The organism is Microbacterium sp. 22303 (assembly GCF_052045265.1).
Taxonomy (GTDB): Bacteria; Actinomycetota; Actinomycetes; order Actinomycetales; family Microbacteriaceae; genus Microbacterium.
On record NZ_JBQEOQ010000002.1, the window covers coordinates 16,379 to 33,001 of the forward strand.

The 16,623-nt window shown below is 68.7% G+C and carries 16 protein-coding genes; 5 read left to right on the top strand and 11 right to left on the bottom strand.

Annotated features, from left to right (window positions below; translation table 11 throughout):
• Positions 1–109: 109 nt before the first annotated feature.
• On the bottom strand, positions 110–1,090 hold the full coding sequence (locus ACTJI8_RS05800; protein ID WP_440732471.1) for a LacI family DNA-binding transcriptional regulator: 981 nt from the start codon (positions 1,088–1,090) through the stop codon (positions 110–112).
• A 144-nt stretch (positions 1,091–1,234) separates the two neighbouring features.
• Between ACTJI8_RS05800 and ACTJI8_RS05805 the strand changes: the two genes are divergently transcribed.
• Positions 1,235–2,362, top strand: coding sequence for a glycoside hydrolase family 172 protein (locus ACTJI8_RS05805; protein WP_440732472.1), 1,128 nt, complete (start codon positions 1,235–1,237; stop codon positions 2,360–2,362).
• Positions 2,363–2,408: 46 nt separating this feature from the next.
• Complete coding sequence (locus ACTJI8_RS05810; protein WP_440732473.1) at positions 2,409–3,944, top strand: DUF4185 domain-containing protein; 1,536 nt, start codon at positions 2,409–2,411, stop codon at positions 3,942–3,944.
• 153 nt (positions 3,945–4,097) lie between these two features.
• Here ACTJI8_RS05810 and ACTJI8_RS05815 read toward each other — a convergent pair whose 3' ends face one another.
• Positions 4,098–4,529, bottom strand: a complete 432-nt coding sequence (locus ACTJI8_RS05815) for a DoxX family protein (RefSeq protein WP_440732474.1) — start codon at positions 4,527–4,529, stop codon at positions 4,098–4,100.
• A gap of 165 nt (positions 4,530–4,694) precedes the next feature.
• On the opposite strand from ACTJI8_RS05815, the gene ACTJI8_RS05820 reads away from it, so the two are divergent.
• A complete protein-coding gene (locus tag ACTJI8_RS05820; RefSeq protein ID WP_440732475.1) occupies positions 4,695–5,369 on the top strand; it encodes a class I SAM-dependent methyltransferase in 675 nt (224 codons plus the stop codon).
• Between the two features lie 56 nt (positions 5,370–5,425).
• Here ACTJI8_RS05820 and ACTJI8_RS05825 read toward each other — a convergent pair whose 3' ends face one another.
• The 3 genes from ACTJI8_RS05825 to ACTJI8_RS05835 form a co-directional block, all read right to left on the bottom strand.
• Entirely contained in the window at positions 5,426–6,262 is an 837-nt protein-coding gene (locus tag ACTJI8_RS05825) for an anti-sigma factor (RefSeq protein WP_440732476.1), read from the bottom strand.
• Positions 6,259–6,858 (bottom strand): ECF RNA polymerase sigma factor SigK, encoded by a 600-nt coding sequence (gene sigK / locus ACTJI8_RS05830; protein WP_440732477.1) that lies wholly within the window; start codon positions 6,856–6,858, stop codon positions 6,259–6,261. The genes ACTJI8_RS05825 and sigK overlap by 4 nt, the downstream gene beginning before the upstream one ends.
• Before the next feature lie 153 nt (positions 6,859–7,011).
• Positions 7,012–7,689, bottom strand: coding sequence for a fasciclin domain-containing protein (locus tag ACTJI8_RS05835; protein WP_440732478.1), 678 nt, complete (start codon positions 7,687–7,689; stop codon positions 7,012–7,014).
• Between the two features lie 129 nt (positions 7,690–7,818).
• Between ACTJI8_RS05835 and ACTJI8_RS05840 the strand changes: the two genes are divergently transcribed.
• Positions 7,819–9,381: a molybdopterin-dependent oxidoreductase gene (locus tag ACTJI8_RS05840; RefSeq protein WP_440732479.1), complete on the top strand. Its 1,563-nt coding sequence runs from the start codon at positions 7,819–7,821 to the stop codon at positions 9,379–9,381.
• Between the two features lie 41 nt (positions 9,382–9,422).
• Here the strand turns inward: ACTJI8_RS05840 and ACTJI8_RS05845 are convergent, their stop codons facing one another.
• From ACTJI8_RS05845 to ACTJI8_RS05860, 4 genes are all read right to left on the bottom strand, one after another.
• Entirely contained in the window at positions 9,423–10,526 is a 1,104-nt protein-coding gene (locus tag ACTJI8_RS05845; RefSeq protein ID WP_440732480.1) for a DUF4185 domain-containing protein, read from the bottom strand.
• A 29-nt stretch (positions 10,527–10,555) separates the two neighbouring features.
• Positions 10,556–11,467: a carbohydrate ABC transporter permease gene (locus ACTJI8_RS05850; RefSeq protein ID WP_440732481.1), complete on the bottom strand. Its 912-nt coding sequence runs from the start codon at positions 11,465–11,467 to the stop codon at positions 10,556–10,558.
• On the bottom strand, positions 11,467–12,393 hold the full coding sequence (locus ACTJI8_RS05855; RefSeq protein WP_440732482.1) for a carbohydrate ABC transporter permease: 927 nt from the start codon (positions 12,391–12,393) through the stop codon (positions 11,467–11,469). The genes ACTJI8_RS05850 and ACTJI8_RS05855 overlap by 1 nt, the downstream gene beginning before the upstream one ends.
• A gap of 83 nt (positions 12,394–12,476) precedes the next feature.
• Positions 12,477–13,847 (bottom strand): ABC transporter substrate-binding protein, encoded by a 1,371-nt coding sequence (locus tag ACTJI8_RS05860; protein ID WP_440732483.1) that lies wholly within the window; start codon positions 13,845–13,847, stop codon positions 12,477–12,479.
• A 541-nt stretch (positions 13,848–14,388) separates the two neighbouring features.
• Here ACTJI8_RS05860 and ACTJI8_RS05865 point away from each other — a divergent pair.
• Positions 14,389–14,841 (top strand): hypothetical protein, encoded by a 453-nt coding sequence (locus ACTJI8_RS05865; protein ID WP_440732484.1) that lies wholly within the window; start codon positions 14,389–14,391, stop codon positions 14,839–14,841.
• A 94-nt stretch (positions 14,842–14,935) separates the two neighbouring features.
• On the opposite strand, the gene ACTJI8_RS05870 is transcribed toward ACTJI8_RS05865, so the two are convergent.
• A complete protein-coding gene (locus ACTJI8_RS05870) occupies positions 14,936–15,415 on the bottom strand; it encodes a heat shock protein transcriptional repressor HspR (protein WP_440732485.1) in 480 nt (159 codons plus the stop codon).
• 216 nt (positions 15,416–15,631) lie between these two features.
• Positions 15,632–16,618, bottom strand: coding sequence for a DnaJ C-terminal domain-containing protein (locus ACTJI8_RS05875; protein WP_440732486.1), 987 nt, complete (start codon positions 16,616–16,618; stop codon positions 15,632–15,634).
• Between the last annotated feature and the right edge of the window lie 5 nt (positions 16,619–16,623).

Genomic DNA, 16,623 nt, shown 5'->3' on the forward strand with positions numbered 1-16,623 from the left:
CCAGACGGCGATAAGAATCGCAGCCGGACGGATCTTCCCCACCCCGCGCTCGGCTCGGCTCGGCTCGGCTCGGCTCGGCTCGGCTCGGCTCGGCTCGGCTCGGACCAGCTCAGCGCGAGACGGTCGCGGCTTGGATCTCGTTGCGGAGCACGATCGTGCGCGCGGGCTGGTCGTCGCCGCCGATCCGGTCCAGCAGCATGCGTGCGGCCGTCACGCCCATGTGGCGCGCAGGAAGACGCACCACGGTGACCACGCTCGGCGACAGCGTCGTGAACGGCAGCGAACCCACGACCGCGACGCCCATTGCGGGCGGAGTGAGGCCGTGTTCGGTGAGCACCTGGATGGCGCCGACGCCGATGAGGTTGTTGCCCGCGACCACGGCGTCAGGCGGCTCGGGGAGCGCCAGCAGGTGCTCCATGGCCTCGCGGCCCCCGTCCACCCGGAACGACGAGAACCGCAGCAGGTCGGGGATGACAGGAAGACCGTGGGAGGCGAGAGCCATCCGCCATCCGTCCACGCGTTCGACCGCTGTCTCGATGTGCTCGGGCCCGGCGATGTGCGCGATGCGGGTGTATCCGGCTTCGATCAGCTGCTCGGTCGCGCTGCGACCCGCGTCGCGGTTCGCCATGACCACGCCGTCGATGTCGTACCCGGTGCTGCGGTCGACGGCGACCACAGGCCGCCCCGCCGCCATGATCTCCTCGAGGCTGGTGTGATCCGATGCCGCGGCGAGGATCACCCCGGACATGTGCTCGGCGATCGCGATCCGCAGATACGTCTGCTCCTTCTCGACCTGCGCGTCGGAGTTGCACAGCACCACGGAGAAGCCTGCTTCAGAGGCGACGTCCTCGACTCCGCGCGCCATCTCGGTGAAGTAGGGGTTCTCGATGTCGGGGATCACGAGCGCGATCACCTCGGAGCTCTGCCGCCGAAGGGTGCGCGCGGTGCGGTTCGGGAAGAACTTGAGCTGCGCGGCGGCCTGGCGCACGGCCGCGACCTTCTCCTCGGAGACGCCGACGCCGTTGAAGACGCGGGAAACCGTCGCCGGAGACACGCCCGCGAGACGCGCCACGTCGTAGATGGTCGCCATCCCGCCCTGCCTTCTGTTGTCCGTCAGGACACACTACCGTGATGAAATCGATTGCAACAGTGGGATGGAATCGGTAGGGTGGCCGCACGCGCTGCCACGCCCTGCACGCGTCTTCACCCACTCGACACGAGGATGTGCCCCGCCATGACCTTTTCCGACCTGTCGTCCCTGTCCGCCTTGCGCACCGTGCAGACCCGGTCCATCTCCCCGGAGAACTTCGACGGCTCCGTCGGCGGCGGCGCCAGGGCGACCGAGGGGACGGGGGCCGACTGCGCCCGCGACCTGGGGCCCGGGTGGAAGATCTCGCCGAGCGTCGACATCGCAGCGGGCGAGACGTTCGATCTCGCCGTGATCGAGGGCGCGGGCAGGATCACGCACATCTGGATCACCACGCACACCGACAACTGGCGCACTCTCATCCTGCGCGCGTACTGGGACGGCGTGGCCGAGCCCGCCGTCGAGGTGCCCTACGGCGACTTCTTCTGCAACGGCTGGGGCGTGTTCGCGCAGGTGAACTCGCAGGTGATCGCCGCGAACCCGCACGGCGGCTTCAACTCGTACTGGCCGATGCCGTTCCGCGACGGCGCCCGCCTCACGATCGAGAACACCTCGGCGGTCGACGTGCGCGTCTACTACCAGGTGACCTACGAGACCGGCGGCGACTACTCCGCCGACGGCTACTTCCATGCGCAGTGGCGCCGGTCGAATCCGCTGGAGGAACTCGTGCCGCACACGATCCTGGAAGGGATCGAGGGGCAGGGCCAGTACGTAGGGACGTACATCGCCTGGGGTGTGAATTCCAACGGCTGGTGGGGCGAGGGCGAGATCAAGTTCTACCTCGACGACGACACCGACCATCCCACGATCTGCGGCACCGGAACCGAGGACTATTTCGGCGGCGCCTGGAACTTCGACATCCCCGGCCAGGGGTACACGGCGTTCTCGACGCCCTACCTGGGCATGCCCCAGGTGATCCGCCCGGACGGGCTCTACGTCTCCCAGCAGCGCTTCGGCATGTACCGCTGGCACCTCGCGGATCCGATCCACTTCTCCACAGGACTGCCCAAGGTCGACATTCAGGCGCTCGGATGGCGCAGCGGCTGGCGCTACCTCCCCCTCCGCGACGACATCGCCTCCACCGCGATGTTCTACCTGGACCGCCCGACGGCCCGCCGCCCGAAGGCACCGAGTGCTGACGACATGGAGGTGCACCTAGGCACGGCCCCGGTGCCCGACCTGGGCGCCACTCCCCCACGCGCACCGCGCAGCTGAACCCGTCGCACGGCGAGCGCCGGCGACGCGAAGAAAGGAGAGGGCGATGAAGCCCCTGACCAGGATCGCGGCGGGCGCCGCGATCGCCTCCCTCGCCGTCGTCGCCTTCGCGGCCGCGGCGGCACCTCCGCCGGCCGTGGCCACCACCGCGACGACCCCGGCCACCGTCGTCGAGAAGCTCACCGGACCGGACGCCCCGAACAACACCTGGGGCCGCTGGGATGTGAAGGCCACCGACCTCGGCATCGGGTGGGACGACGGATCCGGCCACGTGCTCACCGCGTTCGGCGACACCTTCGGCAACTCCTGGACCGGCCCCGGCGGCGGTGCGCCGCCGAACGGGAACTGGCGCAGCAACGTGCTGCTGCGCTCGAGCGACACCGCCCTCGCCGACGGGATGCTGTTCGACCACGCCGCACAGGATCCGCAGGGGATCGCGAAGCAGATCATCCCATCGAAGAAGATCAACGGCGACGAGATCACCGTCATCCCCACGGCGGGCATCTCGGTCGGCGGACGCCAGTACCTCGGCTTCATGTCGGTGCGCCAGTGGGGACCTCCCGGCGTGTGGGACACGAACCATGCCGGCATCGCGTACTCCGACGACGACGGCGAGACCTGGACCGTGTCCGACACCCGCTGGGACAACCCGGACGGGCATGATCCCTTCCAGATGCAGGCGTACGTACAGAAGGGCGGCACGATCTACGTCTTCGGCACGCAGAACGGCCGCAACGGGCCGGCTTCGGTGGCGAAGGTTCCCGCGCAGAAGCTGCTCGACAAGGCCTCTTACCGGTACTGGGACGGCTCGTCCTGGAGCAAGGACGAAGCCGCGGCGAAGCCGGTCATGGACGCGCCGATGAGCGAGATGTCCGTGCAATGGGATGACTACAGCAAGCGGTTCCTCATGATGACGCTCTCGGGCGAGGATATCGTTCTGCGCACGGCGACCAGCCCCGAAGGACCGTGGACGCCGGCGCAGACCGTGGCCAGCTCTACCGACTATCCCGCGCTATACGGCGGCTACTTCCATCCGTGGAACAAGAACGGCGAGATCTACTTCACGATGTCGCAGTGGAACCCGTACAACGTGTATCTGATGCACCTCCGCATCGACCGCAACGGCACGATCATCGATCCGAACCTCGTGTCGGATCCGAGTTTCGAGCGCGCGACGACGCTGGGCGACGGCACGAACGGCACCTGGGGCGCGAAGCCAAACTCGGGAATCGACAACGCGCCGGCCGCGGGCTTCACAGGCGACCACCGCGTGTTCGTGCGGTACAACCAGGGCTGGCGCGACGTCTGGCAGGACGTGGCGGTGCAGCCGCACACGAAATACCAGCTGACCGGATTCCTCCGCACGTCGGTGAACAGCGACGCCGGGTACTTCGGTGCGCGGTCGCTCGACGGCACCGTGATCTCCGAGGCGCACTTCACCTCGGTGGGCGCATGGACGCGCTTCACCGTGACGTTCGACTCCGGGGACCGCGATCAGGTGCAGCTCTACAGCGGCGTCTGGACGAACAGCGGCGACATCTGGATGCAGATGGACGACGTGGCGCTCGTGCGGGTGCCCTGATGCCGCGCTGAAACGCCCGCTGCCGGAGTCGGAGTCGGCGTCGCCGTCGCAGCCGGACCCTCAAAGATGGAAAACGTCGCTCCCACGTTCCTGGGAGCGACGTTTTCCATCTTCGGCGCAGATTGCGGGTCAGGCGAGCGCGCGCACCGGGACTCAGGCGAGGGCGCGCACCGGGCCGCGCAGCACGGCGCGGTCGAGGCCGTAGCGACCCGCGCCGGTGAAGGCGAGGGCGAGGGCGCCGGCTCCGAGCACGGCCGCGAACTCCCAGCCGCCGTCACCGACCCAGATGCCTTTGCCGAGGTGCACCAGCACGATGGCTCCCACCATGTCGGCGGCCAGCAGCACACCGACGGGGCGCGTGAACAGGCCGGCGACGAGCAGGATCCCGCCGATCAGCTCGAGGAACGCGATCGCGGGCCCGGCGATCTCGGGCAGGGGCGCACCCATGCCGGCGAAGGCCTGCACCGTGCCGGGCAGGGTGAACTCGAAGACCTTCTGGGCGCCGTGCGCGGCGAAGACGCCGCCGATCACGAGGCGCAGGACCAGGAGTCCGAGAGAGGCGGCGGGCTTCGTGGTGTTCGTCATTCCGGACAGCTCCTTCGTGGCAGGACACCGCGGCGAGCGCGGCTCGGGGCGTCCGCCCCGTTCCTCCACGCTACGGAGCCGCCCCTGTCATGTTTCTGAACGCGGGCTCAATATCCGGTGTCGGATCCTCAGGACAGGGGCGGAACGTCCGCTTACACTGCACGGGTGGTGACGTTGCAGGAGCGCTGGCTCGCGAGGCTCGCGCGCTTCAATGCGGAGCATCCCTGGTCACACAATGACGCATACGCTCCCTGGGTTGTTTGGCACGCAAGACAGGTGCGGCGCCACGGCGGCACGCGCGCGCTGGACGTCGGATGCGGCGCGGGAGGACTGCTGCGGCGCCTGTCCGGTGTTCTGGACGAGGTCACAGGCATCGAGCCCGACCCGGCGACGGCATCCCGCGCGCACGCACACGTCGGTGCCGCGCGGTCGATCGCGGTGCAGAACCTCGCTTTCGAGGATCTGGAGACCACAGGCGTGCGCTACGACCTGATCACGTTCGTCGCGGTGCTGCATCACCTTGACCTCGTGCCCGCGCTGGAGAAGGCGCGCGAGCTGCTGTCGCCCGGCGGGCGCATCCTCATCGTCGGTGTCGCCGAAGAGACTGATGCGGACTTGCCCTGGACGGTGGTCTCGATGCTGCTCAATCCGCTGATCGGAGCGATCCGTCATCCGCGTCGAGCACTGCGATACCCCGCGAGCATGACCGCGCCGACGGCCGAGCCACGCGAAACGTTCGACGAGATCCGGGCCGTGACGCGCACGGTGCTTCCCGGCATCCGGTTCCGTCGACGGTTCTTCTGGCGCTACACCGCAGTCTGGACAGCGCCGGTGTCCTGAGCCCGGGCGCCGTCATCGACGCTCCGGTGCCGGCACGTTCCTCGCGCGCGCCTCGCTCAGGACGTCGGGATGACGACGATCGGCTGGGTCGTGGGCTTGCCCGTGGGCGATCCGCCCGCGGGCTCGACGGTCACCGCGATCGCGTCGCCGGCGTGCATGTCCCCCTTCAGCTGCGCAGTCGTCGTGCCCGGCTCGGCGGCGAAGAGGCCGGCGGACACAGGCGCGTCGCCTCGGACGAACCACAGCTCGTAGGTCTGCTTGTCATCCAGCGGCTCCAGCCCGTCGGACACGAGCACCGCTGTGCCGATAGAGGCCGACCAGTGCGCGGTCGCGTGGCCGCCGGAGGGCAACGACACGGTCTTCTGCGCCGCGTCGGGTGCGTTCTCGATCTTGTCGAGCGCGACGACCGCCGCGGGGCGCAGCAGTTGCGGGATCACGACGGAGGCCGCCACGCCGAGACCGACGATCAGCACGAGGCACGCGGCCAGCGCGAACAGGAGCCTGCGCGGACGACGCGCGGGCTTCGCTGCAGCGGGCGCATCGGATCCGGCCGGACGGCGCTCCTGTGCGGCAGCTTCCGGAACAGCTGCCTGATCGGATTCGGCCGGCGGCGCGTCGGAGACGGCCGGCCGCGCATCCACGGGCGGAGCGTCAACATCGCGGTCCTGGGGCGTGGCGGTGATGCGGGCAAGAAGCGCGTTGCGCAGCGCCGGCGGCGGCGCGACGGGCGGCACCCCCTCGGCGAGGAGGGCGGCGGTCTCCGCGTCGTCCTCGGCGATCGATGACCACTCGGGGTGCGCGGCGAGTGCAGCCCGGTAGCGTCGCTCATCCTCCGCAGACAGCGACCCGAGACTGTGGCCCGCGGCCAGCTCGGCGAACTCCGACTCGTTCATGCGTTCACCCCCCAGTGCGTCCGAAGACGCGTGAGTCCATCTCTCATCCGGGTCTTCACCGTTCCCAGCGGTGAACCCGTGAGCGTGGCGATCTCGCTCTGCGAGTAGCCACCGTAATACGCGAGCACGAGCGCCTCACGTTGCGCGTCCGGCAGCGCGGACAGGGCGTCGACGACCCGGCCGGCTTCGATCGATAGTTCCGCCTGCTCGGCGACGCTGTCATGGGCGACGTCGAGGTCGCGTGCGCCGATCCGGACGTCACGGTCGGCACTGGACTGCGAGGCCCGCACACGGTCCACTGCTCGACGGTGCGCGATCGTCAGGATCCAGGTCCTGCCGCGGCCCCGATCGGAGGTGAAGCGGGAGGCCGTCTGCCAGATCTCCAGGAAGACCTCCTGCAGCACCTCCTCGCTCTGCGACCGGTTCACCAGCACGCGGAGGATGAGGCCGAAGACGCGCGAGGACAGCATGTCGTAGAGCTCGGCGAACGCCGACTGATCGCCCTGAGCGACGCGCACCAGCAGCGCGGACGCGAGATCATCGCCGCCATCCTGCTCGGCGTGCTCCCGATCGTCGATCACCATAGGCTCCAGCATGCCTCACCTCCTCGCCCCGCATCGGCAATGCGTCGAGGGCGAGCACTGTCGCATCCGTCTCGCCGCCCGCACTCCGCTGCGGACCGGACCGCATGTTCGGGCGGTGCCGTCGATCATGCGGTCCGGTCGTGCCGGGCGGGCGGGCGCGGATCCTTACTGGGCCGGCGGCATCAAGACGGAGTCGACGAGGTACACGGTCGCGTTCGCGGTGTGGACGCCACCGCAGATCACGTTCGCGTCGTTGACCTTGAGGTTGTCCCCCGAACCGGTCACAGTCACCTCGCCACCCTCGACGGTCTTGTGCGTGCCGACGATGTCCTTCGGCGAGATCTGACCGGCGACCACGTGGTAGGTCAGGATCTTGCTGAGAGTGTCCGCCCCGGCGTCCGTCTTCAGCGTGTCGATGGTGGCGGGGTCGATCTTCTTGAACGCGTCATCGACCGGCGCGAAGACGGTGAACTCGCTCCCGTTGAGCGTGTCGACCAGGTTCACCTTCGGGTTGAGCTTGCCCGAGACGGCCGCGACCAGCGTGGTCAGCAGCGGGTTGTTGCTGGCGGCCGTCGCGACCGGGTCCTGCGCCATCCCGGCGACGGAGCCGGAGCCGGACGGGACCTGCTGCGCATAGGCGGCGCATCCCGGTCCGACCAGATCGGCCGCCGGATCCATCGTCTCGGTGGGAGACGCGGCCGGCGCGCTGGTCGACGGCTCGGAGGACGAGCCGGAAGATGAGCCCGACATCGACGAACAGCCCGTGAGGGCCAGGGCCGCGGCGGCGAGCAGGCCGGCGGCGGCGAGCGACGCCCTGGCGTGCAGGCGAACAGTGGATCGCATGATCTTTCTCCTTTGACTGGTGCATCGCGACCGTTCATCGGCCGACACGATGCGTTCGGAGCCGCACCCGCGCCGGATTGGATCCGGCCCGATCGCCATCCGATCGGCCGATCGCGACGAACCACGGATATGGGTGAGAGCACAGGGAAAGCAGGCGCACGGATCTGGGCCGCTGTCGCGGGGGTCGTCAGCGGCATGGTGTTCGTCGCCGCCGCCGAGATCACGGCCTTCCTCGTGGCGCGCGACGCGAGTCCGCTGCTCGCGGCGGGCTCGTTCGTCATCGACATCGTGCCGCAGTGGGCGAAGGAGCTGGCGATCGAGCTCTTCGGCGCCAACGACAAGCTCTTCCTCCTGCTGACCCTCGGCGTCGGCGTGCTCGTCGCCGCCGCGGCCGCCGGCCTCCTGGAAGGTCGACGCCGCTGGATCGGCGTCGCGGTGTTCGCCGTCGCCGGCGCCGCCGGGACATTGGCCGCGCTGACCCGCACGGGGGCGACGCCGTTGTCCGCCTTGCCGTCGCTCATCGGCGCGATCGCGGGCTGCGTGTTCCTGCGGATGTCGATCGCAGCGCTGCGCCGATGGCGCGCCCTCCGGGCCGCGGATGGCGCGGGTGGCGGCCCGGATCGGCGGCGCTTCCTCCTGCTGACCGCGGTGGGAGCGGTCGCCGCGATCGTGGCGGGAACCGGTGCCCGCCTCGGAACCGCGGCGACCACCTCGATCGCAGCGGTGCGCAAGGCGCTGCGACTGCCGGAGCCGCTGTCGCGGGTCACGGTGCCCGAGGGAGCCGAGCTCGACATCCCGGGCCTCTCGCCGCTGTTCACCCCGAACGCCGACTTCTACCGTGTCGACACCGCGCTGACGGTGCCTTCGTTGGCACCCGCAGATTGGCGCCTGACGGTCGACGGAATGGTCGGCGAGAAGGTGGAGCTGAGCTTCGACGAACTGCTGCGGATGGGCCTGCGGGAGTACGCCGTGACCCTGACCTGCGTCTCCAACCAGGTCGGCGGCGATCTCGTCGGCACGGCACGCTGGCTCGGCGTGCCGGTGCGCGAGATCCTCTCCCGCGCGCTCCCCGCGAAGGGGGCCGACATGGTCCTCTCGCGCAGCATCGACGGGTTCACCGCGAGCACACCGCTCGACGCGCTCACGGATCCGCACCGCGACGCGATCCTCGCGGTCGCGATGAACGGCGAGCCCCTGCCGCCCGAGCACGGTTTCCCGGTGCGGATGGTCGTCCCAGGACTCTACGGGTACGTCTCGGCGACGAAGTGGCTCACCCGGATGACGGTCACGACATTCGAGAAGGACCAGGCCTACTGGACGCCCCGCGGGTACAGCGCGCAGGCGCCCATCAAGCTGTCGAGCCGCATCGACACCCCGCGCATCGACAAGGAGATCCCGCCGGGGGCCGCCCGGATCGCCGGGGTCGCCTGGGCGCAGACCGTCGGGATCCAGCGGGTCGAGGTGCAGATCGACGGAGGGGCCTGGCAGACTGCGACGCTGTCGGCTCCCGTCAGCGACGACACCTGGGTGCAGTGGTTCCTCGACTGGAACGCGACGAGCGGCAGCCACTCGCTGGTCGTCCGCGCCACCGATCGGCACGGCCGGATGCAGGAACAGCAGCGCACCCCGATCGCTCCGAACGGATCAACCGGATGGCAGTCGACCGTGGTCCGGGTCGGCACGGCCGGCTGAACGGCAGCGGGAAGCGCCGACCCCCGAGCCGGCGCCCGCCGTCAGACGAGCCCTTGGATCCGGAACTGCTCGACGTGGTAGACACTGTTGTCGCCGGTGTTCCACTGACTCACGCTGAGATGCAGATCCGGCAGCGTCGAGCCGGGCAGGATGTACCCGCCATAGAGCTGGGCGACGTGGATCGCGTCCTCGGCGCCCCAGTTCCCGCCCCAGAGCAGGGTGGTCTTCGCGGCTGTGTAGAGGTTGTCCGTCGGAGTGTTCACGATCATCGCGTCGATCCGGTAGGCATCGGCGTTGAACCAGGTCAGGATCCACTTGCCTCCGAGAGGTCGCAGGCACATCTCGCCGAACTTTCCCGGCAGCACCTCGGTCGCGGGGTTTCCCCAGCCCCACGCACCGTTCGCGTAACCCCACGGCTGGTACGCCGACAACGTGGTCATGCTGTTCTGCGGCACCCGGTAGAGCACGATGCCCTTGTCGCGCTGGAAGCCCGTGCCGTAGATGTAGACGTAGCCGTCGTTGCCCTGACCCCACGTGATGCACTGGAAGTGCCCGTTGGCCATGTCGGCCGGGAACTTCAGCCCCGTATGCTGCCAGGTCGCCCCGGAATCGTCGGACTGCCACAGTTCGGTCCAGCGCACCGCCCCGAACGTCGGCCCGTTCACGATGGCATGCAAGTACATCCGGGATCCGATCGTGATCACGTCGGAGGGGATCACGGTCTCGTAGTACGCATCGTGCGGGTAGTACCAGAGCTGGGGCGCCGTGACCTGGGTGTTCGCACCCGCGCCCGCCGCGCCGTTGAACACGACCCCGGTGGTGAGGTCGGTGGTCGAGGAGTACAGCGCGACCGGGGAGCGCCAGTTCGTACCGCCCACCGTGTCGGCCCAGGTGTCGCCGAACATGAACAGCAGCCGCCCGTCGGGCGTGCGAGCGGGTATCCCGAGATCGGTCGCGCCGATCCCGTACTGCACCCCCGCCTGCGTGCCGGCGAGCACCTTCATACGGGTCACGGTGAGTCCCGCGGCCGCCGCGGGACTCACGCCCAGCGCCGAGACGCCGAATGCGGCGCCGGCGGCGAGCGCTCCCTGCAACAGGCTGCGGCGGGTGAGCCCGCGGGCAGGACGGATCGCTTCTTCGGACATGGCCTTCTCCCCTTCGAGAACGCGACCGGCTACTTGAGCCCGGCCATTTTGATGTTGCCGATGATCTGACGCTGGAAGATGAGGAACAGGATCACGACCGGCGCCGCGGCGAGCACGGATCCGGCCATGAGCAGGCCCAGCTCGCTCGAGCCGCGGCCGGTGCGGAACTCCGCGAGGTACTGCTGCAGCACGAATTTCTCCGGCGACGTGATCGTCATGATCGGCCACACGTAGGAGTTCCAGTAGGCGAGGAACGCCGTGATGCCCATGACGACGAACGGCGGCTTCGACAGCGGCAGGAAGATCCGCACGAAGATGCCGAACCGGCCGCAGCCGTCGAGCATCGCCGCCTCCTCGAGGCTGGCCGGGATGTTCAGGTAGAACTGCCGGATGAAGAACACCGACGCGGCGCTGGCCGCCCCCGGGATCACCAGCACGGCGAGCGTGTCCAGCATCGCCAGCTTCGTCACGACGATGAAGCTGGTGAGCAGGATCGTCATCCCCGGGATGAACATGGTCGTGAGCACGGCGACCCACAGCGTGCGCTGGAACCGGAACTCGAGACGCGCGAACGCGTAAGCCGCGAACGAGTTCACCGTCAGGCTGAGCACGGTGAACAGGATCGCGCCGAGGAACGTCCAGCCGAGCGTGCGCAGGAATGTCTCGTCGCCGAGGATCTTGCCGTAGTTCTCCCAGTGCCACACTTCGGGGAAGAACTGGAACGGAGTGCTCAGCACTTCGGTCTTCGCCTTGAAGCCGGCGATCACCATCCAGGCGAGCGGGAACAGCGCGGCGAGCAGGAAGATCAGGCCGACCACGCCCTTGCCGACGAAGGCCGCCCAGCCACCGATGCCGTGCGGCACCTTGAGCCGGCGGTGATCCTTGCCGTCCAGGACGATGCGGGTGGTCTCGGGCACGGTCGCGGGGTACGTCGCGCTCATCAGTCGACCAGCCTTTCGGAGTTGATGAACTTGAACACGAGGGCCGACACGGATCCCAGCACCACGAACAGCAGCAGCGCCGCAGCGATCGAGTAGCCCACGTTCACGTCGTTGCGGAAGTGGTTGAAGATGAACAGGTTGGGCAGGGTGGTCGAGTCCAGCGGACCGCCCTGCGTCATCACGAGGGGCAGCTCGAACTGCTGAATCGCGGCGACGAAACCCGTGATCAGCAGGTACAGGAACACGTTCTTCATCTGCGGCATCGTGATGTAGAAGGTCTTCTGCCACCAGCCGGCGCCCTCCATCGCCGCTGCCTCGTAGTACTCCGTCGGGATGTCGACCATCGCGGCGACCATGATGAGCGAGGTCAGCCCCATGCCGAGCCACACAGCCGGCACGGCCACGGCGAGCAGCGCCCAGGCCGGATCCCCGATCCAGGAGACCGCGTCGATGCGGAGCGCGGCCAGCACCGCGTTCAGGATTCCGCCGTCATAGGCGTAGATCACCACGAAGATGATGGACGCGATGACTCCGGAGATGATCGTCGGGATGTAGATGCTGACCTTGAGGATGGTCGCGAGCCGACGCGACAGGCTCACCACGAGACTCGCGAACAGGAAGGCCAGCACGAGCATCACAGGCACCGTCATCAGCACGAACAGGAAGCCTCGGCCGATCGTGGCGACGAACAGCGGGTCCGTCAGCACGTCGGCATAGTTCTTCCACCCGACGAACTGCGGATCCTTGTAGAAGCTCCAGTCCTGGAAGGACAGGAAGCCGGCGTACACCGCCGGCCAGGCGACGAAGACGCCGAGCAGGATCACCACGGGGGCGAGCATCAGATAGGCGAGCTTGGTGTCTCGGTTCCGGTACCGCGCGTGCCGGCGCCTGACGGTGCGCCGGTCGTCGGTGACTTCGGCGGGCATCGTGCCTCCTCGTCGTTCTGAGGTGCGGGGCGTCGGCTGCGCGGTCGGGGACGGCCTCGCAGCGGTCCCCGACCGCGCCGCGCTCACTTCTTGGGAGCCTTGCTGGGCAGATCCTGCGACTGGATGACCTTCTGGATCGCGGCATCGGCCGTGTTGATCGCGTCATCCGGCGAGGCCGCGCCCTTCATCACCGACTCCATGGCAGTTCCGACGGCGAGCGAGACGTCCCAGGGGTAGGTCGGCTCGGGGATCGCGTCCGGCGCGATGTCCTTCGTGATCACCTTCGACCACGGGGCCTTGGCTGCGGCCTCATCCTTCGCGACGGCATCCTGCACGGAGGTGCGCACAGGGACCTTGGTGAACTGCGTGTTCACGAAGAACGGCACGAGGTTCTTCGGGTCGCCGGCGAGAGACCACTCGAGGAACTTCCCGGCGGCGTCGGCGTGCTTGCTCTTCGCGTCGATGACCCACTTGAAGTTGCCGAGGGTGGTCGCGGTGCGGCCGTCGGCGCCCGCGGCGTTCGGGAAGGCGCCGATGCCGGTCTTGGTCAGCAGGTCGGGATAGTCGGATCCGATCTCGGACATCATCCACGAGCCGGAAACCTTGAAGGCGACCTTCTTCTGGCCGAAATCCTTGCCCTCGACATAGGCGGCGAGCGCCTGCTTGGGCATGTATCCCTTGTCCCAGAGCTCCTTGTACTTGGACATCAGGTCACGGTACGCCGCGTTGTCGATGTCCGGCTTGGCCCAGTCGTCCGTGAGCGCCGTGTGCCCGGCGAAGTTGTACTGCTGACCGACCGTCGACCAGGCGAAGGTGATGGCGTCGGACGCCGGCGAGATGCAGTACTGACCCTGCGCGAGCGTCGGCTGGATCTTGGCGCAGTCGGCGAGCAGGTCGTCCCAGGTCGCCGGGGCCTTGTCGGTGTCGACGCCGGCCTTGTCGAGCATGTCCTTGTTCCAGAACAGCACCGTCTGCGCTTCCTGCAGCAGCGGGTAGGCGTAATAGGTGCCGCCGATCTCGGACACGGACTTGGCGGAGTCGATGATCTCGTCGAGCTTCGACTTGTCCACGACCTTGCCGAGGTCGTAGAGCTGCCCGGCGTTGACCGCGTCCTGGATGCTGCCGGAGTGCGTGTAGATGTCAGGGGCCTTGCCCGCCGCCTGGGCAGCCTTCATCTTCTGATCCCAGGCATCCGCCGGGATCTCCGTGTCCTTGACGACGATCTTGTCCTGGGAGGCGTTGAACTTCTTGACGATGTCCTTGTACCAGGCGTTCTCGGGCGGAGTGAACGTGCGGTGCCAGAACTCGATCGTGGTCTTGCCGGAGGAGTCGCCTCCGTCGCCCGCGGCCTGCCCCGGCGTGCTCGAGCCGCAGCCCGCGAGCAGTCCTACCGCCGTGATGCCGCCGAGAGCGGCCATCACCACCCGGCGCGTGCGCTGTGTGTCCGTCTTCATGGGTTCCTCCTCGGGAACACGACTTCCTCGTCGAATCGGTGCTGGGTCCGGCACAGGGGGCCGGGTCCGCGGTCGCGCTGAGTCGGCATCGACCGGGCTGCATTCAGAGTAGGCGAAATCGATTTCAGGCACAAGACGCTCTTGAGCGATCTGCGCAACTCCGTGCGAGTGAAAGCCGATTCCTCTTCTCTCCGCACCGCGCCCGCCCTTTCGGCCGCGACCAGAACGCCTCTAGAGTCGTTCGACAGGAAATCGATTTCAGATGAGGTTTGCTCGTCCAGTCGTGAGGACACTCGCGAAAACCACGAAGGAGCTCCCATGATGACGTCCGCCGTCGGATCCCCCTCACCGGCCGATCTCTCCGGGCGATGGATCCGTCCTGCCGGTCCTGTCCCGCGCGAACCCCGCTGGGGCCATCCCGCGGGGATGCAGCTGGGCATCAGTTCCGCACCGCGCGGGCTGCTGCAGATCTTCACCCCCTATCTGGAGCATCCGCCGTCCGCACGAGGTGGAACTGGCGGGGTACAGCGACTCCGGCTCCGTGCCTCTGGACCGGCTCGTACTCAGCGCGACCATGGGCAACTGGGCGCGGCTGCGCCGGCTCGAGCTCGCGGACCGCGTGGTCACGCCTGCAGAGCTCTGGCCCGGGTTCACCGGCACCGGGTTCACCGCGCACGCCTCCTTCGGACTCGACGAGCTCGCCCGCGAGGGCGGGGCTGCGCTCGTCTCCGCGACGGGCGACGAGGACGACCCGTGGTCCGTCGGCTACAGCGCGCACACCGCGGATCACGGGCGTTTCCTCGGACGGAGGATGCGGCAGACCTGGCGGGTGGACCACCCGCATCCCGCCCTCCGTGCACAGGTCAATGCGCGGTGGTCGTACTGGGCGAGCACCTCGGAGATCCCCGGCGGTCCCGCCTACGAGAACCTCGAAGTCGTGCAGCCGTTTCGACAGGGCGCCGCACTGCGCTTCATCGTCGAGCCGCTGGACTGATCGCCAGCGCGCACGGCGGAGGCCTGCATCGCCGTCTCGGCTGTGCCGGCGCGCACGACAAGCGCCGGCGCGGTCTCTGCACCGCTGCGCTGCCTCAGCGCTGGCTGTCGTCCGGATCGTCCGCGGTGTCGTCGGCGCGCTCAGGGCCGCTCAGCCACGGACGCCACAGCACCACTTCGGTGGAGCGGCGGATCCGGCGCCCGGACGGGACGGCCATGACGGATCCGGTCGTTCCGGCGGCGAAGACGCGCACGCCGGGGCGGTTCGCGCGCTCCTCGCGCAGGTCGTGCTCGAGCTCGCCCACGCGGCGGCGCAGCGTGCGCACCTCGTCCTCGAGGTCGAGCAGGCGCGCGATCGCAGGCAGGCTCATCCCCTCGCCGGACAACTGGGCGACCTCGCGCAGCTGCTCGATGTTGCGCATCGAGTAGCGGCGGGATCCGCCCCTGGTGCGGCCGGGCACGACCAGTCCGATCCGGTCGTACTGCCGCAGGGTCTGCGGGTGCATGCCGGCGAGCTCGGCGGCGACCGCGATGGCGAAGATCGGGGTCTCGGCGTTCATGCGCTCATCGGCCATGACGCACCCTCGTCCTTCGCGCACGGCGCATCCCGAGAACACCGGTCGCGCTCCGCAAGCGGGCGCGCGTACCGGAAACAGGAGAATGCACCGAGATCAGGAGGATCCGCGAGGAATCGTCCTGATCTCGGTCACTGTTCCTGATTCCGGGACGACGCGGCGAGCGGCGCCCGGTGTCCGCGTCGCGCGCGGACCCGATCGACGGCGCAGGTGAACTCATCCCCGGGCCTTCGCCAGCAGCTCGGTGCGCGGGTTCTCGGCGGGCTCCGCCTCACGGAAGCGCTCCAGCGCCTCGCGCGCGGCGTCGTCGAGGTGCGACGGCACGGCCACCTGGACCTCGGCGAGCAGGTCGCCGACGCCCTTCGACGTCGTGACGCCGCGGCCCTTGACCCGCAGCACCCGGCCCGACGGAGTGCCCGGCGCGACCTTGAGCTTGACCGGATCTCCACCGAGGGTCGGCACCTCGATGGTGGCGCCGAGCGCGGCCTCGGTGAACGTGACCGGGACGGTCACCCGCAGGTTCAGCCCATCGCGGGTGAACACGGGGTGCGGCTTCACGGCCACCTGGACCACGATGTCGCCGTTCTCGCCGCCGTCGGGCGAAGGCCGTCCACGGCCGCGCAGACGGATCTTCTGCCCGTCCTTCACGCCCGCGGGGATCTTCACCTTGAGCGGGCGGCCGTCCTCACCCTGCAGCGTGACGGTCTCGCCCTGCACAGCGGTCGCGAACGACAGCGTCGTGCGGGCCGTGACGTCGGCGCCCTTCTGCGGGCCGCCGTATCCGCGGAACCCGCCGGAGGGCTGGCCGAACCGACCGGAACCGAAGGATCCGCCGCCCTGGTTGAACATCGCGAAGATGTCGTCGAAATCGGCGGACTGCCCGCCACGGCCCCGGTTGAACGCGCTGAACACGTCATCGAAGCCTCCGTTGCCGGCACTGCCGGGCGCAGTGAACCGCGCCCCACCGGCGCCCATCGCGCGGATCTGGTCGTACTCGGCGCGCTGCTCGGTGTCGGAGAGCACCGAGTACGCCTCGCTGATCTCCTTGAACTTCGCCTCCGCCGCGGCATCGCCGGGGTTGGAGTCGGGGTGGTACTTGCGCGCGAGCTTGCGGTAGGTCTTCTTCAGATCCGCCTCGGACACGTCCTTCGAGACGCCGAGGGTCTTGTAGAAGTCCTTGTCGAACCAGTCCTGGCTAGCCATCGATC

Coding starts and splice junctions, on each gene's coding strand:
- ACTJI8_RS05800 (WP_440732471.1), bottom strand. CDS start 1,090: ATGGCGACCATCTACGACGTGGCGCGTCTCGCGGGCGTGTCTCCGGCG.
- ACTJI8_RS05805 (WP_440732472.1), top strand. CDS start 1,235: ATGACCTTTTCCGACCTGTCGTCCCTGTCCGCCTTGCGCACCGTGCAG.
- ACTJI8_RS05810 (WP_440732473.1), top strand. CDS start 2,409: ATGAAGCCCCTGACCAGGATCGCGGCGGGCGCCGCGATCGCCTCCCTC.
- ACTJI8_RS05815 (WP_440732474.1), bottom strand. CDS start 4,529: ATGACGAACACCACGAAGCCCGCCGCCTCTCTCGGACTCCTGGTCCTG.
- ACTJI8_RS05825 (WP_440732476.1), bottom strand. CDS start 6,262: ATGAACGAGTCGGAGTTCGCCGAGCTGGCCGCGGGCCACAGTCTCGGG.
- sigK (WP_440732477.1), bottom strand. CDS start 6,858: ATGCTGGAGCCTATGGTGATCGACGATCGGGAGCACGCCGAGCAGGAT.
- ACTJI8_RS05835 (WP_440732478.1), bottom strand. CDS start 7,689: ATGCGATCCACTGTTCGCCTGCACGCCAGGGCGTCGCTCGCCGCCGCC.
- ACTJI8_RS05840 (WP_440732479.1), top strand. CDS start 7,819: ATGGGTGAGAGCACAGGGAAAGCAGGCGCACGGATCTGGGCCGCTGTC.
- ACTJI8_RS05845 (WP_440732480.1), bottom strand. CDS start 10,526: ATGTCCGAAGAAGCGATCCGTCCTGCCCGCGGGCTCACCCGCCGCAGC.
- ACTJI8_RS05850 (WP_440732481.1), bottom strand. CDS start 11,467: ATGAGCGCGACGTACCCCGCGACCGTGCCCGAGACCACCCGCATCGTC.
- ACTJI8_RS05855 (WP_440732482.1), bottom strand. CDS start 12,393: ATGCCCGCCGAAGTCACCGACGACCGGCGCACCGTCAGGCGCCGGCAC.
- ACTJI8_RS05860 (WP_440732483.1), bottom strand. CDS start 13,847: ATGAAGACGGACACACAGCGCACGCGCCGGGTGGTGATGGCCGCTCTC.
- ACTJI8_RS05870 (WP_440732485.1), bottom strand. CDS start 15,415: ATGGCCGATGAGCGCATGAACGCCGAGACCCCGATCTTCGCCATCGCG.
- ACTJI8_RS05875 (WP_440732486.1), bottom strand. CDS start 16,618: ATGGCTAGCCAGGACTGGTTCGACAAGGACTTCTACAAGACCCTCGGC.